Origin of the sequence: Embleya hyalina (assembly GCF_003967355.1) — a bacterium.
Taxonomy (GTDB): domain Bacteria; phylum Actinomycetota; class Actinomycetes; order Streptomycetales; family Streptomycetaceae; genus Embleya; species Embleya hyalina.
Map to the genome: position 1 here is coordinate 89,271 of NZ_BIFH01000038.1, position 13,089 is coordinate 102,359.

Here is a 13,089-nt window from a genome sequence, read left to right on the forward strand (position 1 = left end):
GAGGTTGGGCGGATCAGCCGCCCAGCACGGCCAGTTGCTCGACCGCGACGTTGGCCCGCTTGGGGCCGTCGTTGCGCACCTCGAAGCGGTACCACTGCTGCACCGGCGAATGGGTGGCCGGGTTCAACTGCATCACGCCGCGCGGGCTGTCGATCTGGCCGACACTGCCCAGCGCGGTGTTCACCGCCTCGGGAGTGAGCGGCTTCTTCTGCGCGCGGACCGCCCCGATGGCGCTGTCCAGGGAGCGGGCGATGTCCCACGCGGCGACCGCGTAGATCGTCGGGCTGCGGTCGGGGTGGCGCTGCTGCCACGCGGCGACGAAGGCGCGGTTCGCCGGGTTGTCCAGGTCCGCTCCGTAGGTGGCGAACGTGGTGATGCCGGCGGCGGCGTCGGACTGGGCGTCGAGTTGGCGGCCCTCGGTCAGCGGACCGCTGCCGTACAGCGGGAGCTTGGCCGCCTCGGACGCCCGGTACTGCTTCACGAAGTCGACCGCCGCGGTGCCCGCGTAGAAGGTGTAGACGGCCTTGGCGCCGCTCTGCGCGATCTTGTTCAGGTAGGGCAGGAAGTTCTGCGTGCCGGGGAACGGGGTGAACGTGGTCTTGCCGTCCGGGTTGGCCAGCGTGCCACCGGCCTTGGTGAACGAGTCGGTGAAGCCCTTGAGTTGGTCCCAGCCACCCTGGTAGTCCGGGCCGATCGCGTAGACCGGGCCGTTGACGTGGTCCTTGACCCAGGGCCCGGCGGCGGCGCCGGCCTCGTAGGACTGGGTGTTGAACGACCACACGTGCGCGGTCAGTTTGGGGTCGGGGAACTCGGGGCGACCGGCCACGCCCATCAGCGCGGTGTTGTTGGCGGCGGCGATCGGCAACACGCCGGCCACGCTGCCGCCGCTGACGATGCCGGTGATGGCCAACACGTTCTGCTGCTTGACCAGTTCGGTCGCGGCCGGGACGGCGGTCGGCGGCCCGGCGCCCTCGTCGCGCACCACGATGTCCGCTTTGAGGCCGCCGAGTTTGCCGCCGTGCGTGTCCCGGTACAGCTCGAGGCCGGCGCGGGTGTCCTCGCCGACCGCGGCGTAGGGTCCGGTGGCCGGGGTGAGCAGGCCGATCTTCGCCACCTCGTCGGCGGCCTTGCCCTTGTCGTTCCCGGCCGCACTGCCCGCGCACGCGGACAGGACGAGGAGGAGCCCGGTGGCGAGGGCCACGGGTGTGCGAGTGGAGCGGATCCGTCTACGTATGGAGCTGCGCATGTCGGTCTCTCTCTCGGACTGGAAGAGCACGGGCGGAAGGAGAGTGGACGGGGGTGCGGCCGGACGGGCCGGGCGCCGACCGTCGTGGCGCGGACGGGAAGCGCGATCCGCGGTGCGCGGTGCGGGTCGAACGCCGGCCGGGCCGGCTGCTCGCCCGCGGCGGCGCGGGACGCGGATCTCGGGGTCCGTCCCGGGACGTGCGGAAGCCACGCGGGGCGCGACGCGCCGTTTCGGCCGGTGGGCCGGGCGCGTGAGTACGCCGGGCGACTCGGGCGGATCGCCGGGTCGCTCGGTGGGGCAGCCGGGCCGTTCGGATCAGAAGACCCGGCTGGGGGCGGGCATGCGCGCCGGTTGCGGCTGGAGGCCGCGGCCGCGCGCGAGCGGGGTCAGCGAGGGGCCGACCCGCTCCATCAACGCGTGCATCGCCCGGATCAACTCGCCGACGTCGGCGTTCCAGGTGGTCGCCACGATCAGCGCGGAGGGGTGGACCTGTCCGTCCGGGCCCGGAGCGGTGTTGCCCATGGTGAGCAGCAGGCCGTGCTCGGCCTGCGACATCAGCACACTGACCGGCCCGAGGCCCATCAGGTCGGCGCTGTAGTCCTGCATGAGCAGGGCCCCGGGCGCGCTCGACGCGATCTTCTCGGCGTTCGCGAGCCATGCCGCCCGCGACGCGTCGTCGGCACGTATTCGACCGGGCAGCGCGGCCTGGGCGACCAGCAGCGAGTCCCCGCTGGCGGCCACCGCGTGCAACACGTCGGGGGCGTGGTCGTGGACGAACTGGCGCATGAAGTCGTCGAGCACGCTCTGGTCGACGGCGGGCTCGGTCATGGGGATTCCTTGGGGGTCCGGGTGAAGGGCAGATCGCGGGCGCCGCGGCCGAAGGAGGCGGCGGCGGCGCTGGCCTGCGCGATGTCACGGGTGGGTGGGGCGCTACGACGGAACTGGGTCGGTTGGCCCGTGCGCCGCGCCCGCCGAGGCAGGCCCTGGGCGGTCAACTCGGGCGCGAGGTTGGCGGGGAGCGGGCCGCCGAAGATCGGGCCGGGCGGCTGCGGGTCGGCGCCGTTCGCGCCGTCGCCGAGCGCGTCGGCGGGGCCGCCGCCGTTGGCGGTGAGCGGGTACGGGCCGTCCGCGAAGGGGCTGTGGCCGTTGGGACCGCTCGCGAAGGGGCTGCGGCCGTTCGGGCCGTTGCCGTTGCCGTTGGCGCCGGCGGTGATGGCGGCGGACGCGGGCCGCGGCGCGATCGGCCGGGCGCCGTTGTCCACCCGGCGGCGATGCCGGCCGACGGAGGCGATGATCGCGTGCGGCAGCACGATGTCGACGACCGTGCCGCCGTCGGTGCCGGGCCGCAGTTCGACGTCGATGGCCAGTGGCCGGGCCTGGAGCGCGACCACGGTCAGACCCGTCTGGCGCAGTGACGGCAGCGCGTCCACGTCGGCCTTGAGCCGCCGGTTGAGCAGGTCCGGGTCGTGGTGGCCGACGCCCTGGTCCAGGATCCGCACCAGGACGCCCGCCTCGGTGCGGGCGGCGGTGATCTCCACTTCGTGCCGGCCGGAGAAGCGGGCCGCGTTGTCGACGATCTCGCCGATGATCTGGGTGACCGCGCCGACCGTGTCGCCGGCGAGGGTGACCGAGGTCGGGATGCCCTTGAACGCGATGTCGGGCAGGCGTTCGTAGCTGGTCACCCGCTGGGCGCCGGCGCGGACCACCTCGTAGAGCGGGGTGTCCGGCCACAGCCGGTTCGGCGGTTGCCCACTGAGCACGGCGATCGAGTCGGCGAGCCGCTTGGTGCCCTCGTTGCCGTGGTCGACCTCGAAGACGGTACCCAGCTGATCCACCGTCAGATTGGATTCCTGAAGCCGGTCGAGCGCGCTGCTGACCCGGCTGGTCTGCACCCGGATGCGCCGGGCGACGTCGCCGAGCGCGTCGTTGTACTCGCGCTGGGCCAGCACCAGCGAGGCGCTGTGCTCGACCGTGCTGTACGCGAGGGTGGTCAGCGCGCGGGCCAGGTCGGCGATCTCGTCGGCGCCGCGCTCGCGTTCGGGTTTGGCGCCGAGCATCTTGAGCGCGTACGTCCGACCCGTCTCGTGCGGGGCCAGCGCGTCGCGTCGGCGCAGGTCGGCCTCGACGGCGGGCAGCGTCTCCTGGGTCATCACGGTGACCCGCTCGGCCAGGGTCCGCAGGCGCCGGTGCAGGAGTCGGCCGAGCCAGGCGGCGGCCGCGGCGGCGGCGAGCACCGCGCCGATCAGCACCGCGCCCTGGATGCCGGCCAGCCACCACCGGTGGTCGGCCACGTCGGCCACCTCGCGGGCCACGTCGGCGTCGGCCTCCTGCTCCACCGACCATACGCGGTCGGCCCGTTCGGCCAGCGCCGCGCGCCACACCTCGGGCTCCAGCGGGCCGCGCGTCAGCGCGTCCTCGGTCTGCGCGACCCGGATCATCTCCGGACCGGACAACGATCGGGCCAGCCGCTCGCGCCACCTCGACGGCGCGGTCACCGCGAAGGCCTCCAGGGCCTGGTCGTGCGCGGCGCGCGCGGTGGAGGACGCCTTGAGGACCGGGCCGCCCAGCGGGTCGGCGCCCAACGAGCGCAGCACGGTGACCTGTTGCTGGCCGAGCGCGGCCCGGGCCTGGGCGAGCGCGGTGATCGCGCGCAGTCGGCCGGCGGTCTCGCCGGACACGCCGGGATCGAGGGCGACCCGGGCGCGCAGGTCCACGGTGGTGCCGATCCAGGCCCAATAGCGCACCGCCGCCGCCGAGGTGGCCACGCCGCGCTGGTCGACCTGCAGGCGCAGGCCCGGCAGGCCGCGCAGTGCGGTGTCCACGGCGGTCAGCGCGTCGCGTTCGGCCGTGGAGACGGTTTCCAGACCGCGCCGGCGGTCCTGGTAGCGGCGGATCGCGGTCTCGCTCGCGTCGATCGCGGTGCGGTAGTCGGCGCTGGTGATCGGGCCGGGGCCGCGGGAGAGCAGGGTGACCGCGGCGGCGCTCTCGGCCTGGAGTCGGCGGCCCACCTCGCCCGCGTCGGCGGAGACGCGGACCAGGTCGTGCGCGTGGTCGGCGGCCCGGGCCTGCTCGACCATGTCCAGGATCGCGGACCCGGCGAAGAAGACCATGCCCGCGGAGGGCACGACGACCATGAGCGTGATCAGGCCGCGGACCCGGGGCCGGATCCGGGCGGCGAATCGAATCCGCAGCGCGGGACGGGAGCCGGGGTCGACGATGGTCGGCGGCGACACGAAGAGCGTGCCGGTGGGCGGCGAGGCATCGGGCGGCGCGTCGGCGGTCGTCTCGGCCGCGCTCGCCTTGCGGGAGGGACGTATCCTCATCATCCGTGTTCGCCCCTCGTGCCCGATCGGGTGTGCGCGGGCGGGTTCGGCGTCGACGGGTGCCGCGGGCCGGCGGTCACGGCCGTGACCGGACGCCGGGCGGCGGACGTCGGGAACGGCCGGTTCGGCCGGCCGGCGCGGGCCGCGTGGGCGACGTGAGCGGGACGGCGAAGTAATCGCAACACGGGTAGTGATCCCTGAACGATGGTCGGCGGGGGAGGACTTGCGACGAGCGGTGGACCACGGGCGGGCCGCCGGGAGAGGGTTGGGGCGGCGTCGACGCGGTCGGTTCCGGCGGCCGGTGGATCACGGACCGGTCCGGGACGGGGTGGTCCGGGATCGGTGGGTCCGGCGGTGGTCTGCGCGCGGTCCGGGTCGAGCGGGTCCCGATCGCCCGGTAGCGGCGCCTCCGCTTCCGGTTCGCGGACATTCCGGTCACCCTGCGCCGGGTCTCGACACGATTCGGACCGGTGGCGGGGAGGGCGGGTGTCCGCGAGCGGGTCATGGCCGCTCGGGGCGGATGCGGGCCCGGGGCATCAGGGCACGGGATGCGGCCGGCTCCCGCGAGACCAAGTGGCGGCCCGCGTGCGGGAGTTCGATGCCGGGTGCGGCGCCCTCGGACAGTCGGCCCACCGCTCCGGGATCATTCGGTCGTGAGCTTTCGCCGCAAAAACGCCCATGAACGGATCACTCCTCGCAAGGGGGTGCGGGGTCGACCAGGAAACGCCCGATAGCGGCTGGGGCAACTGTTCGCATCGGTGCGCACACACACTGTCCCTGCGAATCCACCGGACGTCAAACGAAACTTGGGTCTCGCCGCGCCCCTGTTGTCACCGTCACGTCGCCCGTCGAGGTCGCCGACGTCCGGGGCGCGGGGTGGCCTCCGGCGGTATCGAACCGACCGGATGGCCGGGATGTCCGAGCCGATCCGCAGAACGAACGAAAGCCCGGTGAAAGGGGGTTGCCGGTCAATTGCACGGCGGCTCGGATCGACGGCGGGCGCCGGTGCGGGAGTTCGGCACCGGCCGGGTCGGATGACGGAACGGGCGCCGGCCCAACCCGGTTCGTGCGCCGCTCCCGGGCGCGTCGGCCCGGGAGCGGTGTCCGCCGTCCCGGAAGTCGGCGGCACCGGAAGCGTCGCCCGTCGGGCCCTCGGTGTCCACGCGGGCGCTGTGCCATTTTGTGACAGTTGCGGAGCACGGCATTGTCGCTGCCCTGCCGGCCGCTCGAATCTGGTCTGGACCAATCTCCCGCATCCGTCCCCCAGGAGCGTCCGATGTCCCCAGTTCCGCACGCCGCCGTCGAATCGGCGAAACCCCATGTCCTCGGCCTGTTCCGAATCGTCATCGGTCTGCTCTTCACCTGCCACGGTGCCGCGTCGTTGTTCGGCTTCCCGGACAGCGGGCGCGGCACCGTCCCCGCCGGCGAGTGGCCCGGCTGGTACGCGGCGGTCATTCAACTCGTCGGCGGAGGGCTGGTGTTGCTCGGGTTGGGCACCCGCGCCGCCGCGTTCCTGTCCTCCGGCTCGATGGCCTACGCGTACTTCACCGAACACCAGAAGGAGGACCTGTGGCCGCTGCAGAACGGCGGTGAGCTCTCCGTGCTGTTCTGCTGGTCCCTGCTCCTGATCGTCGTCTTCGGCTCCGGCAGCTTCGCCCTCGACAACCTGTTCACCCGCAACGCGACCCCCGCTCCGGACGGAGGACGCCCCGACTCGGACACCCCCACCGACACCCGAAGGCCGACCAGGAGGCTCCAGCCCACCAAGCCCAACGCCTCGACCGGCCCCAACGAATCCGCCCCGGCGGTGGTCGGCTGACCCCAATCCCCAGAACGCCGGCCGAACCAACCCCCCAACCAACCCCCGAGGCCCCTCGGCCCGACGCCGTCCGAGCCCCAACAGCCCGGCCGGCGCATGAGCCCAAACAGCCGGGCCGGCGCTTGAGGCCAAGCAGCCGGGCCGGCGCTTGAGGCCGAACAGCCGGGCCGGCGTTTGAGGCCACTCAGCCCGGCCGGCGTTTGAGGCCAAAAAAGCCCGGTCGACGCTCAAGGCCAAGAGCGCCGCACGGCCCGAGTGTGGGGACGATCAACCCGGACTGTCGCGACGGATGCGGGCCGCCAGCCACAGATCGAACCGATCGTCCCCACTCTCCACCCGCCGCCCGGCCACCCGCATCGCCTTGTCCACCCGATTGCGCACGGTGTGCCGATGCACGCCGAGGCGCCGACTCGTCTCGTCCCACGAGCCACCCGTCTCCAGCCACACGGCAAGCGTCGCGGCCAACTCGCCCCCCGGATCGGCGGCGTCGATCGGCCCCAGCACGGCGTCCGCGTAGCCCGCCAGCGTGCGCGCGTCGGCAAGACCCAACAGCAGCCGGCTCGCGGTGCCGTGCCGGGCCTCCACCGGATGCCCCGCCGCCCGGCTGACCGCGAGCAGACCGCGTGCCTGGCGGATCGACGACCCGGCCGCGTCCGGCTCGACCGCCGGCCCGATGCCCGCCGGCCGACCGGGCGCGAACCGGCCGAGGATGGCGTACACGTCCAGGTCCGTCCCGAACACCGCCTCCACCGCCCCGCCCGCCACCCGGACCAGCCCGCCGGGCAACGCCAGGGCCAGATCGGCGGCCAGTTCGCCCGCATCGGCCCACGCGGCGTCACCCGGCGCGTCCGCGCCCTCCCCGGGCCCGCCGTCGAGGCCCACCACCACCCCGCGCACCGACCCCGCGGCCAGCCCCGCCGCGGCCAGTACGTCCCGCGCCTGCTCGGGCGTGGTCCCCGGAGCGAGCAGTCGGCCCAACAACGCGGCCCGCCGGCGGCGTACCGGCTCGTCGGCCAGATGCCGCCGCTCCAGTTCCAGGGACAGCAGGGACACCAGTCCGGACACCAGCAGCCGGGCCGCCGACTCCACCGGCCCCGCCAGCACCAGCAGCCCGCGCAGCCGCCGGGCGCCCAGCGGCTGCACCTCCACCCGCACCCCCTCGGCGTCGCTGCTGCTCCCGCTGCCGTGCAGGCCGCGCGCGGCCACCCGGCGGATCAGGTCGGAACCGGCGGCCAGCAACGCCACCGCGTCCGGCGAGCCGTCGGCCCCCGGCGCCTCGGGCGGGCCCGCCAGGCTGTCCGCGACCAGCCGGCCCACCGGGTCGGTGACGATCGCGTCCACCCCGGTCGCCGCCCGCCACGCCCGGAGCGTGGCCAGCACGCCATTGCCCGACGCCGCCGCGATGGTCAGCCGGCGCTGTGCCTCGAAGGCGTGCTCCAGGGCCAACCGCTGCTGCGCCGCCCGGGCCGCGAAGACCGCCTTGGTGACCGCGATGAACGGCACCTCGTCCGGCACGGTGAGCAGCGGCAGCCCGGCCTCCCCGGCGGCCCGGATCAGCGGCTCGGGCGCCCGCTGGTGGGGCAGCTCGCGACCCAGGCCCAGAACCAGCGCGCAGGCGCCCGCACCCGCGACGTCGCGCACGTACGCGGCGCAGTCCCGATCGGTCATCGGCAGCAGCAGGCCGATCGTCATCAGCAATTCGCCGCCCTGGAGCCACTGACCCGGGGTGAGCAGCTCGGACACGTGCGCGGCCTCGACCCGGCGGTCCAGGTGCCCGGCGCCGGACACCACGGCCAGGCGCAGCTCGGGAAGGGCCACCAGGTCGGAAATACGGAGAATGCCGGGAAGATCGGCCGAGTGCGATATGGGCATGGACACAGTGTCCACCCTCGCCAATCAGATTCGACATCATATCGATCGTTTACGGTTGTTAACCGGGCGTACCTTCAGGCGTCACCCCCCGACCGTCGACCCCGACGCGTCGACCGCGCAGGACGCAGGACCGCAGGAGAGCCCATGGACGCCACCAGGCCATCGCGCGCAGCCCCGGCCGCCGCCCGCTCCGCCAGTGCTCCCGCGGCGGCCGTACGGGCCGCGAGCGCCCCCGACGCCGCGTCCGCCTCCGGGCGCGGCGCGCACCGCGCCGCCGACGCCGGCCCCGGCTCGCACCACCCGTCCGACCCCGGCTCCCGCTCCGGCGGCGTGGCGATCGAGACCCGCTCGATCGACTACGTCCCCGCCCGGGAGCGGCACGGCAAGGTCTGGCACCAGGGTCCGTTCTGGTTCACCGGCAACTTCGTGCTGACCACGATGGTCACCGGCTTCATCGGCCCGGCCCTCGGCCTGGGCCTGGGCTGGTCCATCCTGGCGGTCGTGCTCGGCGCCTGCTTCGGCACCTTCTTCATGGCGTTCCACGCCAACCAGGGCCCGCGAATGGGCCTGCCGCAGATGATCCAGTCGCGCGCCCAGTTCGGCATCCGCGGCGCGATCGTGCCGTTCGTCGCGGTCGTGTTCGTCTACGTCGGGTTCAACGTCTTCAACGTGGTCCTGGCCACCCAGGGCCTGCAGACCGTGCTGCCCGGCGGCTCGACGCTCTGGTACGCGGTACTGATCGCCATCGCGATCGTGCTCGCCGTGGTCGGCCACGACCTGCTGCACCTGGTCCAGCGCTGGCTGACGTACGTCCTGATCGCCGTCTTCGGCGTGCTCAGCATCGGCGCGATCGTCAACCTCGACGTGTCCACGCCCGGCGGCGGTGGCGGCATGTCCTGGACCGCGTTCCTGGTGGTCTTCTCCGGCGCGGCCGGCTACCAGATCAGCTACGCCGTCTACGTCTCCGACTACTCCCGCTACCTGCCCGCCGACGTGCCCGCGCGCAAGGTGATCTGGTGGACGTACGCGGGCGCCGCGGGCTCCGCGGCCTGGCTGATGTCGCTGGGCGCGCTGCTCGCGTCGGCGCTGCCGGACCCGGACGCGATCACGGCGGTGCGGCAGGTGGGCAACGACATCGTGCCGGGCTTCGGCACGTTCGCCGTGCTGGTGTCCGCACTCGCGCTGATCAGCATCATGGCGGTGAACGCGTACGGCGCGATGCTCACCACGACCAGCGCGCTCGACGCGTTCCGGCCGGTGCGGCCGACCGTACGGGTGCGGGTGATCGGCATCGTGGCGATCGAGGCGATCGTCTTCGTGGTGGCGATCGTGCTGCCGGAGGACTACCTGGGCAGCTTCAACGACTTCATCCTGATGATGCTCTACGGCCTCGTCCCGTGGACCGCGGTCAACCTCGTGGACTTCTACCTCGTCCGCCGGGGTCACTACGCGGTCACCGCGATCTTCGACCCGCGCGGCATCTACGGGCGCTGGTCCTGGCGCGGACTGACCGCCTACGCGGTCGGCTTCGCGGCGATGATCCCGTTCTTCAAGACCTCGTTCTTCACCGGCCCGGCGGCCGACGCGCTGAACGGCGCGGACCTGTCCTTCGTGGTCGGCCTGCTGGTCGGCGGCGCGCTGTACGCCCGGCTGTGCCGCGGCCTGGACCTGACCGCGGAGCGCGCCGCCGAACGGGCGAGCGAGGCCGAACTCGAAGGCGCCGACGCGGCGTCGGGGGCCTGACATGAGCGACCGTACCGGCGACGCGGCCGAGACCGTGGTGGCCTGCGCGCAACTCGCCCTGTCGGTCGGCGACGTCGAGGGCAATCGGCGCACGGCGCTGGCCGCGATCGAACGGGCCGCGGCGGCCGGGGCCGACGTGATCGTCCTGCCCGAACTGACCAACAGCGGCTACGTGATGCGCGACGCGGCCGAGGCCGCCGCCTATGCCGAGCCGGTGGACGGGCCGACCGTGACCGGCTGGCACGAGGCGGCTCGGCGGCTCGGGGTGATCGTGGTCGGCGGCTTCGCCGAACGCGATGCCGACGGCGCGATCCGCAACTCGGCGGTCCTGGTCGACGCGAGCGGCGTGCGGGCGTGCTACCGCAAGGCGCACCTGTGGGGCCGCGAGGGCGAACTCTTCCTTCCCGGCGACGCGTTGCCGCCGGTGGTGCCGACCGACGTGGGCCGGATCGGGGTACTGGTCTGCTACGACGTCGAGTTCCCCGAATGGGTGCGGACCGCCACCCTGCGCGGCGCGGATCTGCTGTGCGCGCCGGTCAACTGGCCGTACGCGCCCCGGCCGGCGGGCGAGCGGCCGGCGGAGGACGTCCGGGTCCAGGCGAACGCCGCGGTGAACCGGGTGTTCGTCGCCGCCTGCGACCGGGCCGGCCCCGAACGCGGCACCTCCTGGGTCGGCGGCTCGATCATCGTCGACCCGGACGGCTTCCCCCTCGCCGGCCCGCCGGCCGAGGACGCCGAACACCTGCTGCTCGCCCGCTGCCGACTCACCGAGGCCCGGGACAAGCGGATCGGCGCCCACAACGACGTATTCGCGGACCGACGGCCCGAGTTGTACGGGCCGGTGGTCGAACCGCCCCCGTTTCCCGCATCGAACTCGAACGAGCACACCACCGAAAGGACCGAGCGATGACCGGCGCCCCCCAGGGACCCATCGACGCCACGCGCGTTCCGCGCTTCGCGGGCCCCGCCACCTTCGCGCGCCTGCCGCGCGCCGACGAGGTCGAACGGGTCGACGTCGCCGTCGTGGGCGTGCCGTTCGACACGGGCGTCAGCTACCGGCCCGGCGCCCGCTTCGGTCCGGCGCACGTGCGCGCCTCCTCGAAGCTGCTGCGGCCGTACAACCCGGCGCTCGACGTGTCCCCGTTCGCCGAGTTGCAGGTCGCCGACGCGGGCGACATCGCGGTCAACCCGTTCGACATCGGCGCCGCGATCGCCACGCTCGAAGCCGCCGCCCGCGAGTTCGCGGCGAGCGGCACCCGGCTGCTCACCATCGGCGGCGACCACACCATCGCCCTGCCGCTGCTGCGCGCGGTCGCCGCCGAGCACGGGCCGGTCGCGGTGGTGCACTTCGACGCGCACCTGGACACGTGGGACACCTACTTCGGCGAGCCGTACACCCACGGCACGCCGTTCCGCCGCGCGTCGGAGGAGGGCCTGCTCGACCCCACCCGGTGCCTGCACGTGGGCATCCGCGGGCCGCTGTACGGGCCCGACGACCTGCGCGAGGACGGTGTGCTCGGCTTCCAGGTGGTGCACAGCGACGACTACCAGGACGCCACCGTCGCGTCGGTGGTCGAGCGCATGCGGCGCCGACTCGGCACCGGCCCCGTGTACGTCTCGGTCGACATCGACGTCCTGGACCCGGCGCACGCCCCCGGCACCGGCACCCCGGAGGCGGGCGGCCTGACCAGCCGCGAACTCCTCAACACCCTGCGCGGACTGGTCGGCCTGAACGTCGTCGGCGCGGACATCGTCGAGGTGGCCCCGGCCTACGACCACGCCGAACTCACCGGCATCGCCGCGGCCCACGTCGGCTACGAACTCCTGTCCGTCCTGGCCCGCAACCGACGCGACGGCATCCCGGCCTGACCACCCCCGAGCCGTCTCGGCCGACCGCACGGGGGGACGGTCGGCCGAGGCGTCCCACCACCTCACGACACCGATCACCCCTTCGATCCGGTTTCGGCGGGCCCGGGCCGGCCGGTTCGCGCTCGCGGGATATGTTCGTGGGCGGTCCGGGGCCTACGGGAAGAGGTGGCGCGGTAATGGAGTATGTGAAGCTCGGCAGCACCGGGTTGGACGTCTCGCGGATCTGTCTCGGGTGTATGAGCTACGGCGTGCCCGAGCGTGGCAGTCATCCGTGGACGTTGCCCGAGGACGCGGCTCGACCGTTGATTCGGCGGGCCGTGGAGGCCGGAATCAACTTCTTCGACACGGCGAACATCTACTCCGACGGGACCAGCGAGGAGATCGTCGGACGCGCGTTGGCGGACTTCGCGCGGCGGGACGAGATCGTGATCGCCACGAAGTTGAACGGGCGGATGCGGCCGGGGCCGAACGCGGCCGGGCTTTCCCGCAAGGCCGTGCTGACCGAGATCGACAACTCGCTGCGCCGACTGGGCACGGACCACGTGGACCTGTACCAGATCCACCGCTGGGACACGGCGACCCCGATCGAGGAGACGATGGAGGCGCTGCACGACGTGGTCAAGGCGGGCAAGGCCCGGTACATCGGCGCGTCCTCGATGTACGCGTGGCAGTTCGCCAAGGCCCAGTACACCGCCGAGCGGCACGGCTGGACCAGGTTCGTCTCCATGCAGAACCACCTCAACCTGCTCTACCGCGAGGAGGAGCGGGAGATGCTGCCGCTGTGCGCGGACCAGGGCGTCGGGGTGATCCCGTGGAGCCCGCTGGCCCGGGGGCGCCTGACCCGCGACTGGGGCGCGGACAGCGCCCGCAGCGAGACCGACGAGTTCGGCAGGACGCTGTACGGCGAGGCGGATCGGCCGATCGTCGAAGCGGTCGCCGAGATCGCCGAGGAGCGCGGGGTGTCGCGGGCCCGGGTGGCGCTGGCGTGGATCGCGAGCCGACCCGGGGTGACCGCGCCGATCGTCGGCGCCGGGAAGCCGGTACACGTCGACGACGCCGTCGCGGCCCTGTCGCTGACCCTCACGGCGGCCGAGGTGGACCGGCTGGAACGCCCGTACACGCCGCGGCCGGTGGCGGGATTCGCCTGATCCCCGGTCGGCGACCCGCCCGGTGACCCGGGGATCGCCGGGGTGTCGCCGGCGCGCGCGTACACTGCG

General features: G+C 73.6%; 9 protein-coding genes. 5 read left to right on the top strand and 4 right to left on the bottom strand.

Annotated features, from left to right (window positions below; translation table 11 throughout):
• Positions 1 to 13: 13 nt before the first annotated feature.
• The 3 genes from EMA17_RS39355 to EMA17_RS39365 all read right to left on the bottom strand — a co-directional run bounded on the left by EMA17_RS39355 (position 14) and on the right by EMA17_RS39365 (position 4,572).
• Positions 14 to 1,246 carry an ABC transporter substrate-binding protein gene (locus tag EMA17_RS39355; RefSeq protein ID WP_126642020.1) on the bottom strand — a complete coding sequence of 411 codons (1,233 nt, stop codon included), beginning with the start codon at positions 1,244 to 1,246 and terminating at the stop codon, positions 14 to 16.
• 315 nt (positions 1,247 to 1,561) lie between these two features.
• The gene (locus EMA17_RS39360; protein WP_126642021.1) at positions 1,562 to 2,074 is read right to left on the bottom strand and encodes a roadblock/LC7 domain-containing protein; all 513 of its coding nucleotides are present in this window, start codon (positions 2,072 to 2,074) and stop codon (positions 1,562 to 1,564) included.
• A complete protein-coding gene (locus tag EMA17_RS39365) occupies positions 2,071 to 4,572 on the bottom strand; it encodes a nitrate- and nitrite sensing domain-containing protein (RefSeq protein ID WP_126642022.1) in 2,502 nt (833 codons plus the stop codon). Before EMA17_RS39365 ends, EMA17_RS39360 begins: the two co-directional genes overlap by 4 nt.
• A 1,273-nt stretch (positions 4,573 to 5,845) precedes the next feature.
• On the opposite strand from EMA17_RS39365, the gene EMA17_RS39370 reads away from it, so the two are divergent.
• Positions 5,846 to 6,388, top strand: coding sequence for a DoxX family protein (locus tag EMA17_RS39370; RefSeq protein WP_126642023.1), 543 nt, complete (start codon positions 5,846 to 5,848; stop codon positions 6,386 to 6,388).
• Positions 6,389 to 6,655: 267 nt separating this feature from the next.
• Here the strand turns inward: EMA17_RS39370 and EMA17_RS39375 are convergent, their stop codons facing one another.
• On the bottom strand, positions 6,656 to 8,260 hold the full coding sequence (locus EMA17_RS39375; RefSeq protein WP_126642024.1) for a PucR family transcriptional regulator: 1,605 nt from the start codon (positions 8,258 to 8,260) through the stop codon (positions 6,656 to 6,658).
• Between the two features lie 144 nt (positions 8,261 to 8,404).
• On the opposite strand from EMA17_RS39375, the gene EMA17_RS39380 reads away from it, so the two are divergent.
• From EMA17_RS39380 to EMA17_RS39395, 4 genes are all read left to right on the top strand, one after another.
• Complete coding sequence (locus EMA17_RS39380) at positions 8,405 to 10,003, top strand: purine-cytosine permease family protein (protein ID WP_246127193.1); 1,599 nt, start codon at positions 8,405 to 8,407, stop codon at positions 10,001 to 10,003.
• A 1-nt stretch (position 10,004) separates the two neighbouring features.
• Positions 10,005 to 10,913: a nitrilase-related carbon-nitrogen hydrolase gene (locus tag EMA17_RS39385; RefSeq protein ID WP_126642025.1), complete on the top strand. Its 909-nt coding sequence runs from the start codon at positions 10,005 to 10,007 to the stop codon at positions 10,911 to 10,913.
• Positions 10,910 to 11,872: an agmatinase gene (gene speB, locus EMA17_RS39390; protein WP_126642026.1), complete on the top strand. Its 963-nt coding sequence runs from the start codon at positions 10,910 to 10,912 to the stop codon at positions 11,870 to 11,872. The genes EMA17_RS39385 and speB overlap by 4 nt, the downstream gene beginning before the upstream one ends.
• Before the next feature lie 176 nt (positions 11,873 to 12,048).
• Positions 12,049 to 13,020, top strand: a complete 972-nt coding sequence (locus tag EMA17_RS39395) for an aldo/keto reductase (RefSeq protein ID WP_126642027.1) — start codon at positions 12,049 to 12,051, stop codon at positions 13,018 to 13,020.
• Positions 13,021 to 13,089 lie beyond the last annotated feature (69 nt).